Origin of the sequence: Brevundimonas diminuta (assembly GCF_022654015.1) — a bacterium.
GTDB lineage: Bacteria > Pseudomonadota > Alphaproteobacteria > Caulobacterales > Caulobacteraceae > Brevundimonas > Brevundimonas diminuta_C.
Genome location: NZ_CP073063.1, coordinates 746,029 through 762,718 on the forward strand (window position 1 = coordinate 746,029; position 16,690 = coordinate 762,718).

Below are 16,690 nucleotides of genomic sequence, written 5' to 3' on the forward strand. Positions count from 1 at the left end.
GACGCTTGGCGATCGGACGGGCGGCCCCTATCACTGTCGAAAAGCTGTGGGGAATGAAGACATGACGCGTTCACGCTGGATGGCGGCGGTCGCCTTTGGAAGCCTGATCCTGGCCGCTGCGCCCAGCCTGGCGCAGCAGGCCTCGTCCGCGCCGGCCGCCGCCCCCGCCGCCCAAGCGCCCGCATCGCGCGGCCTGTCGCTGAAAGATCTGGCGATGATGGAGCGAGTCAGCGAGCCGCGCGTCTCGCCGGACGGCCGCCAAATCCTCTACGCCGTGCGCACCACCGACTGGGACGGCAACAAGGGCGTGAACGGCCTGTGGCTGGCGGACGCGTCGGGTGGCGAGCCGCGCAAGTTGGCGATCTCGGAAGGCGGGGCCTCGGGCGCGCGCTGGGCGCCGGACGGCGAGGCCATCTACTTCCTGTCGTCGCGGGGCGGATCGAACCAGGTCTGGCGCACGGATGCGGCCGGGATGGCGGCGGCCCAGGTGACGACCCTGCCTTTCGACGTGTCGGGCTTCCGCATCGCGCCGGACGGCAAGTCGCTGGTCCTGGCCGTCTCGGTCTTCGTCGATTGCGACACCCTGGCCTGCACAAAGACGCGGCTGGACGCCCGGGGCAAATCGACGCTCCAGGCCTATGACCGTCTGCCGCTGCGCGACTTCGATCACTGGGTCGATACGCGCCGCACCCATCTGTTCGTCCAGCCGCTGAACGGGTCGGGTTTGAGTGGCGGCGAACCGCGCGATCTGATGGCGGGTCTGGATGCCGATGTCTCGGCCGGCGATTCCAGCTTCGACATTTCGCCGGACGGCCGCACCCTGGTTTACGGCACGCAGACGCAAGGCGCGGGCGAGGCCTTCACCAGCAATAGCGACATCTTCCGCGTGGCGCTCGACGGCGGGACGCCGGTCAATCTGACGGAAGGCAACAAGGGATCGGACGGCAATCCGGTCTTCTCTCCGAACGGTCGCCAGCTGGCCTGGCTGTCGGCGCCGCGCGAGAACGTCGGCGGGGATCAGGCCGCGGTCTGGGTGGCTGACGCCGACGGCTCCGGCGCGAGGAAACTGACCGACTGGGATCGCGGCGCGGGCGGCCTGCAATGGCGCACCGACGGCCGGTCGCTGCTGGTCTCGGCGGCGGACGAGGGCCAGAACCGGCTATTCTCGGTCGATGCCCGCACCGGCCGGATCACGCCCCTGACCGGAAACGGCACGGTCGGCGCCTATGAGGAGAAGGCCGGTGTTCTGGCCTACGCCCACGAAAGCTTCGTCGCCCCGACCCAAATATTCGTTCAGACGCGCGCCGAACCCCGCCAGATCAGTCGCCAGAACGCCGAGGTGCTGGCGCAGCTGGACCTGCCGAAAGGCGAGGCCTTCACCTTCGCCGGCTGGAACAATGAGCAGGTGCAGGGCTGGGTGTTCAAGCCGGCGGGCGCGGTCGAGGGGCGGCGCTATCCGGTGGTCTATCTGATCCACGGCGGGCCGAAATCGCCCTGGACCGAGAACTGGTCCTACCGCTGGAACCCGCAGGTCTATACGGCGGCGGGCTATGCGGTGGTGATGATCAACTTCCACGGCTCGCCCGGTTACGGTCAGGCCTTCACCGACGCCATCAACGATCACTGGGGCGACCGGCCGCTGGAGGATTTGCAGAAGGGCTGGGCGGCGGCGCTGTCGAACAATCCGTGGATCGACGGCGACCGGGCCTGTGCGCTGGGCGCCTCATACGGCGGCTATATGGTCAATATGATCGCCGGCAAGTGGAACGGGCCGTGGCGCTGCCTGGTCAACCACGCCGGGGTGTTCGACGTGCCGCAGCTGATGAACGCCATGGATATCGGCAACTTCATCTGGGAGTTCGGCGGACCGAGCTGGGAGCGCAAGGCCGTCTATGACGCCTTCAACCCTGAGACCTATGCCGGCGACTGGACGAAGCCGATGCTGGTGCTGCATGGCTCCAAGGACTTCCGCGTGCCGTTGGAGCAGGGACTGGCGACCTTCTCGGCGCTTCAGCGTCAGGGCGTGCCCAGCCGCTTCGTCCATGTGCCGGACGAGAACCACTGGGTGCTGAAACCCCGCACCTGGGTCGACTGGCAGCAGGAAATCCTGGATTGGGTGGGTCGCTATACGGCGCCGGCGGGCTGAGCGACCCATTGACGCGCCTTGGCAGGGTGCTACGCCTCGCGGCCAGAAAGCTTCGCGAGGAAGATCTTGATGCGTCACCGTTCCCTTCTGTCCGCCGCCTGCGCGGCTGTTGCGCTGATGAGCGCCGCGCCTGCCCTGGCCCAGGTGCCGCCCGCGCCGGTTCCGGCCGCGCCCGCGACGCCGGACGCCTTCACCTATCAGGACATGATCTCGGCCAACCGGCTGGGCGATCCGCAGGTGTCGCCGGACGGCCGCTATGTCGTTTATTCGGTCACGACCACCGATGTTCAGGCCAACAGCCGCGCCGGCAGCCTGTGGATCCTGGACCTGAACGCGCCGGACACGGCGCCGCGGCGACTGGCCATCTCGGATCAGGGCGCCAACACCGCGCGCTGGGGCGGGGACGGCAATCTGTACTTCCTGTCGGGCAAGTCGGGCGCGAGCCAGGTCTGGCGCGTCGCCTCGCCCACATCGGCGCCGGTTCAGGTGACCAACCTGCCGACCGACGTGAACGCCTATCGGATCAGCCCTTCGGGCGACAAGGTGGCGGTGTCGCTGGCCGTCTATCCGAACGCGACCGACCTGAACGCCTCTGTCCAGCAGGGCAAGGCCATCGCCGAGCAGAAGACGACGGGACAGGTCTATGACCGCATGTTCGTGCGTCATTGGGACACCTGGAACGACCACACCCAGAACCACCTGTTCGTCCAGTCTATCGGCCGTGACGGCAAGGCCACGGGCACGCCGGTCTGGATCACCAAGGGCTTTGACGGCGACACGCCCTCCAAGCCCTTCGGCGACGAAAGCGAGTTCGTCTTCACGCCGGCGGGCGACGCCGTGGTCTTCTCGGCGCGTCTCGCCGGTCAGACCGAGCCGTGGAGCACCAACTTCGACCTTTGGAAGACCAACGGCCTGTCGGGCGACGGCACCTTCACCAACTTGACCGACGGCAACGACGCCTGGGATACCGGGCCGGTCTTCTCGCCGGACGGCCGGACCCTGGCCTATCGCGCCATGGCGCGGCCGGGCTTTGAGGCCGATCGCTATCAGATCGTGCTGATGGACGTCGAAACGGGCCAGAAGCGCGAGATCGCCTCGAACTGGGATCGCTCGGCCGACACGCTGCAATGGTCGCGCGACGGGCAGACGCTGTACACGACGGCGGGCGACGTCGGCTCGACCAAGCTGTTTTCGGTGGATACGCGCAACGGCGTGGTGACGCCGATCACGGGCGCGGGCCACGTCTCGGCCTTCCAGCAGACGCCGTCGGGCTTCGTCTTCGCCCAGGACAGCCTGCGCGAGCCGGGCGACCTGTATTTCAAGACCTATCTGGGTCGCGAAATGCCGCGTCGTCTGACGCAGTCCAACCCTGCCTTCGCCGCCAAACAGTTCGGCGAGTATGAGCAGTTCAGCTTCGCCGGCTGGAACAACGAGACGGTCCATGGCTATGTCATCAAGCCGGCCGGCTACGTCGAGGGCCGCAAATATCCGGTCGCCTTCCTGATCCACGGCGGGCCGCAGGGTTCGTTCGGGGACGGCTGGTCCTATCGCTGGAACCCCGAGACCTATGCGGGCGCGGGCTATGCGGTGGTGATGATCGATTTCCACGGCTCGACCGGCTACGGCCAGGCCTTCACCGACGCGATCAGCCAGCACTGGGGCGACCGCCCGCTGGAAGACCTGCAGAAGGGCTGGGCGGCGGCTCAGGCGAAATACAGCTTCCTGGACGGCGACAACGCCTGTGCGCTGGGCGCCTCCTACGGCGGCTATATGATCAACTGGATCGCCGGCAACTGGTCCAATGAATTCAAGTGCCTGGTCAACCACGACGGCGTCTTCGACACCTTCGGCATGGGCTATTCCACCGAAGAGCTGTGGTTCACCGAGTGGGAATACGGCGGCACGCCGTGGGACAAGCCGGAGGGCTATCAGAAGTTCAACCCGGCCAACCACGTCGATAATTGGAAGACGCCGATGCTGGTGGTTCAGGGCGACCGCGACTTCCGCATCCCGACCGCCCAGGGCCTGTCGACCTTCACCGCCCTGCAACGGCGCGGCATCGACAGCCGCCTGATCGTCTTCCCTAACGAAAATCACTGGGTGCTGAAGCCGGCCAACAGCCTGCAATGGCATAATGAGGTGTTCGGCTGGCTGAACAAATATCTGGCGCCGACGCAGTAACAAGCATCCGTCCGGACGACAAAAAGGGGCGCGGTCCGACGACCGCGCCCCTTCTTCATGCCCGTTTGGTCAGAGCGCCGCGCGCTGCATCGGCGCGCCGGCCAGACGTTCATACTGATGCGCGGTCATGCAGCGCGGCGCGGCCCAGCGCTGGCCCGACTGATAGGCGGCGACGGCCTGTTGCGCCGTGACGAAGCTCGGCGTCGCGCCGTGGTCGCGCTGATAGGCCGTGCGTGAGGCCACATCGGTTCCGCATACCCTGACGGTTTGCAGCACGGCCGCGCGCTCGGCGGGGCGCGGACTTTGCGCCAGCGCCGGCGTCGTTGCGGCCGCCAGAGCGGCAGCGATCAGGGCGGGGGTCAGAAAACGGGTCATCGGCAGTCCTCCACGGCCTGAATTAAGATCAGGACTCTGACGAATTATGCGCCAATCCCGAGATTTGTAAAGGTTATGCGACAACTTCGCGTCAGATCGACGACAAGCTGACCCTGCGGCGCCAAACCCGGGCTGGTGCGTTTCCTCTGGCTGACGGAGACGAGCGATTGTCGAACCCACGGAATTGGCGCACTTTTCGGGCCGACCTGAACCAGCGGGCGTGGGCGCCGGCCGGGGCGCGTTTGCGCATCTGGCGCGACTGGGTGCGAGATAACGATCCCGTCTATGCCGCGGCTCGACGACCGGGGGCTGCGGAAAAATGGGCGGCGGGCGTGGTGCTGGTGCTCGTGGCGGCCGTTGTTCTTTTCCTGGCCCTGTTCGACTGGAACATGCTGCGCGGGCCTATCGGCCGCTGGGCCTCCGTCAAATACGATCGCGAAATCGCCCTAACCGGCGATCTGGACGTCAATCTGTTCAGCTGGACGCCGTCCGCCGTGGTGCGGGGGTTAAAGATCGGCGGCCCCGACTGGGCGCGCGACCGCGACACGGCCGACGTCGATGAGGTCAAGGCCTCGGTTCGGCTTAGAAAGCTGCTGGCCGGGCAGGTGGAGATGCCCCTGCTGAGCTTCACCCGGCCCCGAGTCGTGCTGATCTCCACCAAGGACGGCCGCAAGAGTTGGCAGTTGAATCCCAACAAGCCCGATGACGGCGCAGGGCTGAACCTGCCGGTCATCCAGCAACTGGTCATCAAGGATGGCCAACTGACCTTTGAGGAACAGCGGCGCGGACTGACGCTGGAGGCGGCGGTCAATGCGCGTGAGGCGTCCAGCGGCCAGGCCGGGTTCGTGCTGGACGGGCGCGGCGATGTCCGCGGCGCGCCCATGACCGTCAGGATCCAGGGCGGTCCCTTCATCAACATCCGGCGCGATCGTCCCTATCGGTTCGAGGCGGATGTGACCGGCGCGGATTCGTCCCTGGTCGCCAAGGGGGCGATCACTCGACCGTTCGATCTGGGGCGGTTCGATGCGACCATGACGATCCAGGGCCGCAACATGTCGGACCTCTATCTCCTGACCGGCGTCGCCCTGCCCAATACGCCGCCGTATCGGCTGTCGGGGGCGCTGAACCGCGATCGGCGGGCCTGGACCTTCAAGGATTTCAACGGACGCGTCGGCGCGTCCGATCTGTCGGGCGAGGTAAAGGTCCAGTCGGGCCAGCGGCTGCGCGTCGACGCCGACCTGACCTCGAGTCGCCTGGACATCGACGACCTGGCCGCCGTCTTGGGCGCGCGGACCCAAACCAATGCGGCGGGCACGAACACCGAGGCCCCAGTCGTGGTCGGCGGCAAGCTGCTGCCGGACGCCAAGCTGCAGACCGAACGGCTGCAGACCATGGACGGAACCCTGTCCTATCGGGCCGGATCGGTGAAGGCGAACGCCTTCGACGTGCGTCAGGTGAACCTGGGCGCCGACCTGAAGGACGGCATCCTGAAGTTGGACCCGATCAGCTTCGACTTCAATCGCGGCGCGCTGAACGGCACGGCGCGGATCGATGCGACCAAGGACACCCCCTACAGCACCGTCGATCTGCGTCTGGCGGGCTATCCGCTGGAGTCCATCATCCCGGCGCGCAACGGCTCGGCGCCCATCACGGGAAGGGCGCTGGGCCGGGCGAAGCTGGAGGGACCGGGCGCTTCGATCCATGATTTCGCTGGCGCGTCGAAAGGCTCGCTCAGCTTGGTCGTGCCGAACGGCAAGATGCGGGCGGCCTTCGCCGAACTGCTGGGCATCAACGCCAGCGCGGGTCTGCTGAAGCTGTTGAGCGGCGACCAGTCGGAAAGCCAGATTCGTTGCGCCGTCGCCGATTTCAACGTCAGCGGCGGCACGGCGACCGCCCGCACCTTCGTCATCGACACCGATGTGGTGCTGGCTCAGGGCAAGGGCAGCATCAATCTGGGCGCCGAAACGATGAACCTGCGGATCGAGGGGGAATCCAAGAAGCCGCGACTGTTGCGCCTGTGGGCGCCGATCACCGTCTCCGGCCCCCTGACCGCGCCAAAGGTCGGTGTCGATGTCGGTTCGGTCGTGTCGCAGGGCGGTCTGGCGGGCCTGCTTGGCGCGGTGGTGGCGCCGGTGACGGCCCTGTTCGCCTTCGTCGATCCGGGCCTGGCCGAGGACGCCGACTGCGGCCGGCTGATCGCCAACGCCCGCTGATCGTTGATGACGACGACCGATCCGGCGATCCAAGCGTATTGTGGTGTGATGGAGCCTTTCGCATGACACGCCGTGGACTGTTCGCGCCTGCCCTTGGGCTTCTCGCCGCCGCTTGCTCGCCGCTGAGCCTGCTGAACACCCTGGGACCGAGGGACGGCGGGGTGCGCCGCGTCGCGCGCGACATCCCCTATGGCGACGATCCGCGCCAGCAGATTGATCTCTATGCGCCGACCGCGCCTGGTCCCTATCCGACGCTGGTCTTCTTCTATGGCGGCGGCTGGGATTCAGGCTCGCGCAGCCAGTATGGGTGGGCGGCGCAAGCTTTGGCGGCGCGCGGGTTCGTGGTCGCCCTGCCGGACTACCGCATCGTGCCCCAGGTCGTCTTCCCAGCCTTCATCGAGGACGCCGCCGCCGCCACGGCCAAGGCGGCGGAGGTGGTCGGTCAATATGGCGGCGATCCGGCGCGACTTGGCGTGCTGGGCCATTCGGCGGGCGCGCATCTGGCGATGATGATCGCCCTGGACCGACGCTATATGGCCGCCGTCGGCCGGCCCGACCTGATCAAGGCGGCCGCAGGTCTCGCGGGCCCTTACGACTTCCTGCCATTCGACGTGGCGGCGTCGCAGAACGCCTTCGGCCGTGCGCCCGATCCGACCCTGACCCAGCCAGTGACCTTCGTGCGTCGTGACGCCCCGCCGATCTGGCTGGGCCATGGCACGGCCGACACGGTGGTCCACGACGAGGACACGGTCATTCTGGATGATCGGATGCGCGCGGCGGGCGGACGATCGGAAGCCAAGCTCTATCCGGGTCTGGACCACGCCGACCTGATCGCGACCTTCTCGCCCCTGTTCCGCAAGAAGGCGACGGTGCTGGCCGATGTGACGGACTTCTTCCACCGGCGGCTGGGCTGAACCGACGGAGAGTGGTGCGGGCGGCCGGGGTCGAACCGGCACTCCTTTCGGAACTGGATTTTGAGTCCAGCGCGTCTACCAATTCCACCACGCCCGCAGCGGAAGGACCGCCTCATGCCACAGACGGGCGAGGCGGGTCTAGTGCCCGTGATCTATCCTTGGACGTTGAACGTCATTCGTGTGGTGAATGTCCCGCCAGCCTGGATCGGTCTGCCATCAATCTGACGGAGCCGGCCTGTGCGGATTGCCTGAAGGGCGTAACGTCCGAAGCCTGAGCGAGTGGGTTGCTCATCGAGCAGTATGCAGTTTTGGGGACGTCCCCGAGAGTCCACATTGCACTGAATGAGAACGTTAGCGCTAGTGACCGACGGCATGGGCGACGGCACGCCCAGTTGTGGCGGTCTGTCCCAAACCACGGCCGAGACGCTGGGATCGTAAGTCATGTCGGAGGCGCTTTGCAGCGGAACTCCGCATTCGGTCATAACCGTCGTGAGCGGAGTAGGATCGGCAGGCAATGCCAGTTCGTAACGGCGGGCGGGCGTGGAGCCCTCGCCTGGTACGCGGACAGTAAGCTGCGATGTGTTCAGCAGACGACGGGCGTATACAGCCGGTGCGGTAGAGAGAGCGGTGGTTCGTTCGCCTACGGGTGAGACCACCCAATCGCCCGAACGCAGAGTGTCATCCGAAAGGTTAACCTCCAGCTTCCTGTAGGTAGCGTCGGGTGGCGCTGTAGGCAGGCCGGTTAGCGACAGTATGAAGCTGCGATCCTGGCAGATTGCTGACACCGTTACGCCTACGTCGTATTCGATGTAGGCCATGCTCAGATTGTCCCGCTTTGCAGTCGACCAAGCCAGATCAGGCGCTGCGGTCTGAGCCAAGGTCAGCAACATGGCGGTGATCACGCGACGACTTCCATATGGCTGTCCGTGCCGCCTGACTGGATGCGGCGGGCGCGGATGTACATTTCGACGCGCTGCATGACGATCAGGCCCATGGCGAAGACCAGGAAGGCGTCGGTGACGGCCAGGGCGTTCAGATGCCAAGAGGCGGCGTGGCTTTCGATCAGGTCGCGCAGCAGCGACCGACCGGTGAACAGCACGACCAGCAGGATAAGCCCCAGCGGCGAGGCCTGGGCCATCAGGGAGCCGTCCGGCTCCTTTTCGATGGTGACGGTCTTGCCGCGATACCAGCCGGCGACGCCGCCCAGGAGGCCGCCGATGGCCAGAACCGCCCAGGCGTCGGGGCCGAACGGCGCATGGGCCATGTTCGGGTTCTGTGCCGACCCCCAGATGCCCAGGCTGATCAGCGGCAGGACGATGGTCGGCATGACCCATAGCAGCTGCGGCTTCAGCACGCGCTTCCTGCGGTTCTTCAGCAGCACGACCACCAGCATGATCGGGATCATGAGCAGCGGGATCAGTTTTTCAGGCGGCACGTCGTCTCTCCCCAAAGACAGGATGCGGCCTCCCCCGAGGCCGCTGTCAGCACCCTAGCGGCGTCAATCCGCGCTGGATAGCGGCGCGACCGTCTGTTCGATGGCGCCGAAGATCGAATGATGACGCGCGTCCAGCATTTCGATCCGCACCGTGTCGCCGTGTTTCAGGAAGGGCGTCTCGGCCGCGCCGCGCAGGATCGTCTCGACCGTGCGGACCTCGGCGATGCAGGAATAGCCCAGGCCGCCTTCCGAGACCGGCTTGCCGGGGCCGCCGTCAGCGTCCTTGTTCGACACCGTGCCTGAACCGATGATGGTACCGGCACCCAGCGCCCGGGTCTTGGCCAGATGGGCGATCAGGGTTCCGAAGTCGAAGGTCATGTCGACGCCGGCGTCAGCCTTGCCGAAATCCTGGCCGTTCAACTGCACCGACAGGATGCCGTGCAGCTTGCCGTCCTTCCATCGGTCGCCCAGCGCCTCGGGCGTGACGAGAACGGGCGACAGGGCGCTGGCGGGCTTGGACTGGACGAAGCCGAAGCCCTTGGCCAGTTCGGCGGGGATCAGATTGCGCAGGCTCACGTCATTGACCAAACCGACCAGGCGAATGGCGTCGAGCGCCTGTTCGCGCGTCGCGCCCTGCGGCACGTCGCCGACGACCACCACGATCTCGGCCTCCAGGTCGCAGCCCCAGGCCTCGTCGGCCAGCGGGATCGGATCGCGCGGCGACAGGAAGCTATCGGAGCCGCCTTGATACATCAGCGGGTCGGTCCAGAAGCTCTCAGGCATTTCGGCGCCGCGCGCCTTACGAACCAGTTCGACGTGGTTCACATAGGCCGAACCGTCCGCCCATTGATGGGCGCGGGGCAGGGGCGAGGCGGCGTCGCGTTCGTGGAAGCGGCCGCGCGGCACGGCCTCATGCTCAAGGCTTTCGGCCAAGGCCTCAAGCCGGGGCCCGCAATGGTCCCAGTCATCCAGCGCCGCCTGCAGCGTCGGGGCGATCAGGAAGGCGTCGGTGAACCAGTTCAGGTCCTGAGAGACGACAACGAGGCGGCCGTCGCGGCCGTGCTTGAGCGAGGCGAGTTTCATGACCAAGGCCTAGACCGGATTTGCGATGTTGGGAACGGCGGAATCAGTCGGCGGCCGTCAGCAGGGCGCGGGCCTCGGCGCCGGTGCGGGCGGCGCGGTCGCGGACCTCGACCTCGACGATGACGCCGCCCTCGGGCTCGACGGCCCACAGGTAGCGACGCTCGACCTCGACGGTGCGGCCGGACGGGGCGAAACCCTCATAGCTGTCGCCCCAAGGGGTGATCTTCCTGACCTCGACGAAGGGCATTGCGCAGGCGGCGTCCAGCTCCTCGTTGGCCATCACGGTCAGTTCGTCATCGGATGCAGGCATGGGTCTCGATCTTGTAAAAAGAGAGTCTAATTCGTCTAATTGGTCTGAACGGGCGCTCAGGGTTCGTCGGCGTAGATGGCGACGCGGGCGCGGTCGGTCGAGGAGACCGCGCCGCGATACATGCCCGAGGTGGACATGGCGAAGGCGGGGCGACCATCCAGGCCCATGACGATGACGCCGCCCTTGCCGCCCAGACGATCGGCGTCGGCGATCTCCGCCTGACCCGCGGCCTGCGTCGCCGCCCCTCCTGCAATCCGCGCGCAGATGTCGCGGGCGACGGTGGCGCGGATGAAATATTCGCCGTCGCCGGTGGCGGACACCGCGCAGCCGTCGGCGTTGGAGGCGTAGGTGCCGGCGCCGATGATCGGCACGTCCCCGACCCGCCCCCAGCGTTTGGCGGTCATGCCGCCGGTCGAGGTGGCGGCGGCGAGACGACCCTGGCTGTCCAGCGCCACGGCGCCGACCGTGCCGAACTTCTTCTCGTTCAGGGGCGGGGCGACTTCGGCCTGAGCGCCCGGTAGAGGCGCGCCGACGGGGCGCTCGGGGATCGGCTGTCCGGCCTCGGTCAGGGCCTTGACCAGCCCCTGCCAGCGCCGGTCGGTGAAGAAGAAGGACGGATCGACCTGCTCCAGCCCGACCGAGGCGGCGAAGGCGTCGGCGCCGGGGCCGATCAGCATGACGTGGGGCGACCGCTCCATCACTGCGCGGGCGGCGGCGACGGGGTGGCGGGTGGTGGTCAGGCCGGCGACGGACCCTGCGGTCAGGTCCGATCCATTCATGACGGCGGCGTCCAGTTCGTTGCGACCGGCTGCGGTAAAGACCGCCCCGCGCCCAGCGTTGAACAGGGTATCGTCCTCCATGACCTGAACGACGGCTTGGACCGCATCCAGCGCCGAGCCGCCGCTTTTCAGCACGGCCGAACCGGCGTCCAGCGCGCCTTGCAGCGCCGCGCGATAGGCCGCGTCCTGCTCGGGCGTCAGGCTGGACCGCTCGATCACGCCTGCGCCGCCGTGGATCGCCAGCGACCAGCGTGGAGCGGCGTCCTGGGCATTGGTCTGGGCGTGGGCCGAGGAAAAACACAGTGCAAAGAGTGCAATCAGTCCCGAACAGGCGATGCGCATCGTGAACCTCCTCCGCGCCGAAAACGCAGTGCAATCGGTGCACTTTAGCCCAATGACGCCGGTCGGTCGCAGTGTAACGCCGCGTTCGGTCATGTCAGGTCGATTAGCCGAAGAAAATCGGAAATGCCGAAAGATCAGAGGGTTGGTTCGCGGCGATAGGATGTTTGCATATGAGGGACGGAGCCTTGCTGTGCCGCAGGGCCGCTTACGGACAAACGGATGAGGCGCTAATCAACCACGCTCGGGCCTCATCGGCCGAGGGACTCAGCGGCGGCTGCGCGTCTTTTTCAAGCGGTCCACAAGCATCGCTCCGCTAGAGGTCAATAAGCACATGGGCAAAATCCAAGGCTGATATTGTTCGCCGCTATTCCCATAATGGACGAGCAAGGCCACGATGATTGTCGCCAGCGTCCAGAGCGAAAGGGTGGCGTAGGCGACAAGTAGGACTGGATCGCGGGTCATCTGAGGCTATCCAAGGTTGCGCCTGAAGTCTGACCAAACTTTCTTGCAGTTGTCCACCAAAAGGCCTGTGCACTCGGAGTAAAAACCCCCTCCCCGTAGAGGGCCGATGTCTGGCCCGCCTCACCCCCGGTGGTGCAGCCGCTTCCACACCTGATAGCCGACGATGGGGGCGAAACCGCAGAGGAGGGCGGCGATCAGGACCATCCAGAAGCCGCCGCCCAGCCAGACTTCGCCGGCCAGGGCCCCGGCGCCGGCCGCCAGGACCGGGCCGAGCCAGGGCAGCCAGGTCGGCGGCCGCATCTTCATTCAGGCGTCGACCTTGATGACGCCGCGACGGATCTGGTCCAGTTCGATGGAGTCGAACAGGGCCTGGAAGTTGCCGTTGCCAAAGCCTTCGTTGCCCTTGCGCTGGATGATCTCGAAGAAGATCGGGCCGAAGGTGTCCTGGGTGAAGATCTGCAGCAGCAGGCCCTCTTCGTCCGAACCGTCGATCAGGATGCGGTTCTTGCGCATCCGCTCCACGTCCTCGCCATGGTTGGGCAGGCGTTTGTCGATCAGTTCGAAATAGGTCTCGATCGTGTCCTGGAAGGCGACGCCGCGTTCCTTCATCGCCTCGACCGTCTCGAAGATGTTCTCGGTCGTCAGGGCGATGTGCTGGATGCCTTCGCCGTTGTAGCGACGGATGAACTCCTCGATCTGAGAGTTCTCGTCCTGGCTTTCGTTCAGCGGGATGCGGATGGCGCGGTCGGGCGCGATCATGGCCTGGGAGAACAGGCCCGTCGCCTTGCCCTTGATGTCGAAATACTTCTGCTCCTCGAAGTTGAAGATCGAGTTGTAGAAGCCCGACCAGGTGCGCATCTGGCCGCGACGGACGTTGTGGGTCAGGTGGTCCAGGATCTCTAGGCCCATGGAGTTCTTGCGCTCGGCCTCTTCCCAGCCCTCGATCTCGTCCCAGGCGTCATAGAGCGAGCCGGCGTCGCCATACTGGTCGATGACATAGAGCAGCGAGCCGCCGATGCCTTGCAGGATGTAGGGGTAGTCGTCGCCCAGCGCGCCGCCGGCGGCGTCGGTCGCGGCGACGGCCCCGCGGGCCAGCGCGCCCTCATAGGCGGCCTTGGCGTCGGTGGTGCGGAAGGCCATGCCGTTGGCGGACGGGCCGTGATCCTTGGCGAAGTCGGCGGCCTGACCCTTGGGCGAGCGCTGCACCAGGAAGCTGATGTCGCCCTGTTTCAGGCGCACCACGTCGGTCTTGGGGTTCACGTGCGTCTGGGTGAAGCCCATCAGCTCCAGGCGCGAAATCATCGCCTCGGGCTCGGGGCCGGTGAATTCGACGAACTCGAAACCGTCGACGCCGAGGGGGTTTTCCTGGTCGATCTGTTCCGCCGTAGCCAGATCTTGGGCCTGAGTCATGTCGTTCATGGGCGCGTCTCCCGCACAGATTTTTGAGGCGGGCTTAACCGAAAGGGGCCGCCGATTGGCGCGGAACCTAGTCACAGAAGACGACGGAGCCAAGACGAAGCCACGGGGTCGTGATGACGGACGACCCCCAGCGCGTTCCCCTCAGCGCAGAACGGGCTCGGGATCGACCAGCCGGACGTCGTGCATCTGATCCAGATAGGCCTCGTAGTAGCCCTTGTGCGACGCCCCGACGATGGTCAGCATCCGCGTGCCCGGATAGCGGCCCAGAACATCGCGCATATTGGCGACCATGCGTAGGTTTCGCGTCTCCCAGTAGCCGAGGTAGCGCCGGCCGAAGGCCTGCGGCGACGGCTCAACCAGGGTGGCGCCGAAGTCGGACTGATAGGTCAGGGTCGGATTCGTCGGCGCGTTATAGGCGCGGTACATGCGCAGCACGCCGTCCGGCTGATCGAGGGCGGCGCCCAGTTCCGCGTCCTGCGTTCGACGGGTCTGGCTGGCGGGATTGTTCCACGCGCCCATGATGGCGTCGGCATAGGCTTTCTTCTCGACGGGGTCGGTCGGGTCGGGGGTGTCGGCGGAGTGGTCGTCGACGCTCCACAGCCGCTCCAGTCCCAGGCGTGCGGCGAGCGGCGCGGAGATCAGATAGGTCTCATTGGCCCTGTCCTTGATCCGGTTCAGCACGGCGACCAGAGCGTCGTTCAGACCGTCGCCAACGGTGCGGTCTTCCGGCGCCAGCCGAAGCCATTGGACCAGGGCCGATCCCCGCTCGCCGGCGGCCAGGAAAACCGCCGCCAGATGACGCCGCTGAGCCGCAGTGGGCTGGGCGGGCCACTCGGCCAGCAGCCGCTCGGCCTCGGCGTTGGCGGCCGGGACGTCCAGGCCGGTCGCCAGGGCGGCGGGGGCGGGATCCCAGCAATAGGTTTCGACCGTCTCGGCATAGCGGGGCGGATAGCGACGCAGGCTGTCGCATTGCAGGCCCGATAGGTCCTCGGTCGCGATGGCGGTCGGCTTCCACGCCGCCAACCGATCCAGCAGCGGCGAGAGGCTTTCGGCCTTGAAGCCCTCGCCCAGGTTCGACAGGTGCGGCGTGCCCAGGACCAGCACCTCGTTCAGCGCCCCGGCTGGCGGTCCCTTCAACTGATCGGGATGGAAGGACTGGCGATAGTCCTGAGCGGCGGCGGGCAGGGCGGCGACCAGCAACGCACCGACAGCGACGAACAGGATGCGGGAGGAACGAAGAGGCAAAGCCATGACACGCCATGAAAGAAGATTGGAAATGATCGACCGCCGGTCGACCATTTCACCTTTCACTGGATACCGGCTAGGCGCCCGTTAAATCTTGGACATCTAGGGCAGCGCATGCGCCGTCAGGTGCGTCGCGCCCTGAGGTCCGGCATCGCATCCACGGCCCAGAGATCGGGGGCTTTAAGCGGGGCCTTGCAGACCGCCTCGACCGTCTTGCCGTCCGCCAGGGTGTAGCGGATGGGCAGGTTTTCGGCGCAACGGGCCTGGACGGCCTGGAAGACGCTCTGACCGTTCGACATCGGGTCCAGATCTTCGATCGCGACGACGACGGGATCGCCGGACAGGGCACCGCATCGGTCGCCGGAGTCCAGCTTGATCCGGCCGTTGTCGATGGAAAAGCCGCCCTCGCCGCCGCAGTTCTGATCGACCATGTGGAACAGAGCGGCCTGACGGAGGTCACGCGGGCTTGGCCGATTGACCAGGGTGACGCCCAGCGCGGAGAGGCGGGTCTGTATGCCGGTCCAGCGTTCCGGACCCGGACCGTCCAGCAGGACGGCGACAGCAGTGTCTGGCGTCAGGCGACTGCGGAAGTCCGCCACGCCATAGCCGTCTCCCGCGCGACCGGACTGAAGCATGGCTTTCCAGATGTCGAAGATGTCCTTGCGGCCGTCGGAGGCGCGGCGGCTCTCCAGGTCCGCGATCCACTGCACGACGACGCCGCAGTGGTAGATGGCGTTTCCGGTACGCAGGCGCTGTTCCGCGTCAGGGCGGTCGCCAAGGGCGGCGCGACAACCGTTCAGCCGTCGCGCCAGCGAGGTCTTCAATTGAGCCTCGTCGATCGTTCCCGTGGACAGGGCGGCGATCAAAGCGCCGTATTCAGCCCCGCCCTCATGCAGCCAGGGCGCGCTGGCGCCGTCCTTGGTCGTCACCGCATGGCTGTTCCACAGGTGCAACGTCTCGTGCCAGACGAAGGTGGACAGCTGTTCGATCACATCGGGCGGTGGCGCGGACCAGTCCGAGCCATGAAAGCGCAGGGAGATGACGCCGTTGTCGGTCACATCGCCCCTATATGTCGTCGGACCGGGGCTGTCGGTGGTGACGATCAGGGTCGGCGCATAGGGCAGGTCGCGGCCGAGGCGAGCGCCATAGAATCCCTGGGCCGCCAGAAAACCTTCGCTCATCGTGGTGCGCAGGGACGCGGGAACGGTGTCCCCGACGACGACCACGCCGCCGTCATCCTGCGTCACGGCCGAGGTCGGCCCGACATAGACGTAGCTTTGGATCGCGTTGGATTGGGGCGTGACGGTTTCACCTGCGGCCGCCCTGACGGTCAGTTCGGCGTCCATGTCCTTCAGCGCCAGCGCGGGTCCATAAAGGCTCTGGCCCGACCCCACCCGCACCAGGCCGATATAGACGCGGTCCACCTCGGCCGCGTCAGGCGCGATCAGAATCTCGAATGCATCGAACGGCTGGTCGGACTTCACGACGCCGTCCGACAGGGACAGGCCGGGGGTCTTCACCGTCCAGAGGGTGCGAATAATGTCCTGGTCCACAAAGGCGACCTCGGTGGTCGGCTGGGCCAGCTTCCAGGTCACCAGAACGCCGCCCGGCGCGGTGCGCGCCTCGATCGTCGCGGCCTGTTGAGCCGAGGCAGGGGCGGCGGCTGCGAAAGCGAGGCCGAGTGCGGCGACGAGGCCGATCAGATTCGAGGTCAAGGCTTCGGGCTCCCACCACCAAGCGTGAGCATACTGACTAAAACAACTGAGGCGATTTGACGACCAGTACC

Annotated in this window: 14 protein-coding genes and 1 tRNA gene; 4 read left to right on the forward strand and 11 right to left on the reverse strand. The window is 66.4% G+C overall.

All coding sequences use genetic code 11. The annotated features are described in order from the left end of the window. Positions 1–61: 61 nt before the first annotated feature. Together KAK88_RS03625 and KAK88_RS03630 are read left to right on the forward strand one after the other, a co-directional pair. The gene (locus tag KAK88_RS03625) at positions 62–2,146 is read left to right on the forward strand and encodes an alpha/beta hydrolase family protein (RefSeq protein ID WP_242077905.1); all 2,085 of its coding nucleotides are present in this window, start codon (positions 62–64) and stop codon (positions 2,144–2,146) included. Positions 2,147–2,215: 69 nt separating this feature from the next. After that, positions 2,216–4,327, forward strand: coding sequence for an alpha/beta hydrolase family protein (locus tag KAK88_RS03630; RefSeq protein WP_242077906.1), 2,112 nt, complete (start codon positions 2,216–2,218; stop codon positions 4,325–4,327). A gap of 69 nt (positions 4,328–4,396) precedes the next feature. Here KAK88_RS03630 and KAK88_RS03635 read toward each other — a convergent pair whose 3' ends face one another. Beyond that, complete coding sequence (locus KAK88_RS03635) at positions 4,397–4,702, reverse strand: hypothetical protein (RefSeq protein ID WP_242077907.1); 306 nt, start codon at positions 4,700–4,702, stop codon at positions 4,397–4,399. Between the two features lie 242 nt (positions 4,703–4,944). On the opposite strand from KAK88_RS03635, the gene KAK88_RS03640 reads away from it, so the two are divergent. Next, positions 4,945–6,915 carry an AsmA family protein gene (locus tag KAK88_RS03640; protein ID WP_242077908.1) on the forward strand — a complete coding sequence of 657 codons (1,971 nt, stop codon included), beginning with the start codon at positions 4,945–4,947 and terminating at the stop codon, positions 6,913–6,915. Between the two features lie 62 nt (positions 6,916–6,977). Next, positions 6,978–7,829 (forward strand): alpha/beta hydrolase, encoded by an 852-nt coding sequence (locus tag KAK88_RS03645; protein WP_242077909.1) that lies wholly within the window; start codon positions 6,978–6,980, stop codon positions 7,827–7,829. Between the two features lie 12 nt (positions 7,830–7,841). On the opposite strand, the gene KAK88_RS03650 is transcribed toward KAK88_RS03645, so the two are convergent. The 10 genes from KAK88_RS03650 to KAK88_RS03695 all read right to left on the reverse strand — a co-directional run bounded on the left by KAK88_RS03650 (position 7,842) and on the right by KAK88_RS03695 (position 16,619). Then, positions 7,842–7,926 (reverse strand) — tRNA-Leu (locus tag KAK88_RS03650). Positions 7,927–8,727: 801 nt separating this feature from the next. Beyond that, the gene (locus KAK88_RS03655; RefSeq protein ID WP_242077910.1) at positions 8,728–9,264 is read right to left on the reverse strand and encodes a CcdC protein domain-containing protein; all 537 of its coding nucleotides are present in this window, start codon (positions 9,262–9,264) and stop codon (positions 8,728–8,730) included. A 63-nt stretch (positions 9,265–9,327) separates the two neighbouring features. Beyond that, positions 9,328–10,347: a fumarylacetoacetate hydrolase family protein gene (locus KAK88_RS03660; RefSeq protein WP_242077911.1), complete on the reverse strand. Its 1,020-nt coding sequence runs from the start codon at positions 10,345–10,347 to the stop codon at positions 9,328–9,330. Between the two features lie 43 nt (positions 10,348–10,390). Then, positions 10,391–10,657, reverse strand: a complete 267-nt coding sequence (locus KAK88_RS03665) for a hypothetical protein (RefSeq protein WP_017506239.1) — start codon at positions 10,655–10,657, stop codon at positions 10,391–10,393. A gap of 56 nt (positions 10,658–10,713) precedes the next feature. Then, positions 10,714–11,778, reverse strand: coding sequence for an isoaspartyl peptidase/L-asparaginase family protein (locus tag KAK88_RS03670; protein ID WP_242077912.1), 1,065 nt, complete (start codon positions 11,776–11,778; stop codon positions 10,714–10,716). 264 nt (positions 11,779–12,042) lie between these two features. Next, positions 12,043–12,240, reverse strand: a complete 198-nt coding sequence (locus tag KAK88_RS03675) for a hypothetical protein (RefSeq protein WP_185225226.1) — start codon at positions 12,238–12,240, stop codon at positions 12,043–12,045. 120 nt (positions 12,241–12,360) lie between these two features. Continuing rightward, positions 12,361–12,546 (reverse strand): hypothetical protein, encoded by a 186-nt coding sequence (locus KAK88_RS03680; RefSeq protein ID WP_039246041.1) that lies wholly within the window; start codon positions 12,544–12,546, stop codon positions 12,361–12,363. Continuing rightward, on the reverse strand, positions 12,547–13,659 hold the full coding sequence (gene hppD, locus KAK88_RS03685; RefSeq protein ID WP_242077913.1) for a 4-hydroxyphenylpyruvate dioxygenase: 1,113 nt from the start codon (positions 13,657–13,659) through the stop codon (positions 12,547–12,549). A 141-nt stretch (positions 13,660–13,800) separates the two neighbouring features. Then, positions 13,801–14,910: a DUF5694 domain-containing protein gene (locus KAK88_RS03690; RefSeq protein WP_242077914.1), complete on the reverse strand. Its 1,110-nt coding sequence runs from the start codon at positions 14,908–14,910 to the stop codon at positions 13,801–13,803. Positions 14,911–15,026: 116 nt separating this feature from the next. Continuing rightward, positions 15,027–16,619 carry a hypothetical protein gene (locus tag KAK88_RS03695; protein ID WP_242077915.1) on the reverse strand — a complete coding sequence of 531 codons (1,593 nt, stop codon included), beginning with the start codon at positions 16,617–16,619 and terminating at the stop codon, positions 15,027–15,029. Between the last annotated feature and the right edge of the window lie 71 nt (positions 16,620–16,690).

Coding starts and splice junctions, on each gene's coding strand:
- KAK88_RS03625 (WP_242077905.1), top strand. CDS start 62: ATGACGCGTTCACGCTGGATGGCGGCGGTCGCCTTTGGAAGCCTGATC.
- KAK88_RS03630 (WP_242077906.1), top strand. CDS start 2,216: ATGCGTCACCGTTCCCTTCTGTCCGCCGCCTGCGCGGCTGTTGCGCTG.
- KAK88_RS03635 (WP_242077907.1), bottom strand. CDS start 4,702: ATGACCCGTTTTCTGACCCCCGCCCTGATCGCTGCCGCTCTGGCGGCC.
- KAK88_RS03645 (WP_242077909.1), top strand. CDS start 6,978: ATGACACGCCGTGGACTGTTCGCGCCTGCCCTTGGGCTTCTCGCCGCC.
- KAK88_RS03660 (WP_242077911.1), bottom strand. CDS start 10,347: ATGAAACTCGCCTCGCTCAAGCACGGCCGCGACGGCCGCCTCGTTGTC.
- KAK88_RS03665 (WP_017506239.1), bottom strand. CDS start 10,657: ATGCCTGCATCCGATGACGAACTGACCGTGATGGCCAACGAGGAGCTG.
- KAK88_RS03670 (WP_242077912.1), bottom strand. CDS start 11,778: ATGCGCATCGCCTGTTCGGGACTGATTGCACTCTTTGCACTGTGTTTT.
- KAK88_RS03675 (WP_185225226.1), bottom strand. CDS start 12,240: ATGACCCGCGATCCAGTCCTACTTGTCGCCTACGCCACCCTTTCGCTC.
- KAK88_RS03680 (WP_039246041.1), bottom strand. CDS start 12,546: ATGAAGATGCGGCCGCCGACCTGGCTGCCCTGGCTCGGCCCGGTCCTG.
- hppD (WP_242077913.1), bottom strand. CDS start 13,659: ATGAACGACATGACTCAGGCCCAAGATCTGGCTACGGCGGAACAGATC.
- KAK88_RS03690 (WP_242077914.1), bottom strand. CDS start 14,910: ATGGCTTTGCCTCTTCGTTCCTCCCGCATCCTGTTCGTCGCTGTCGGT.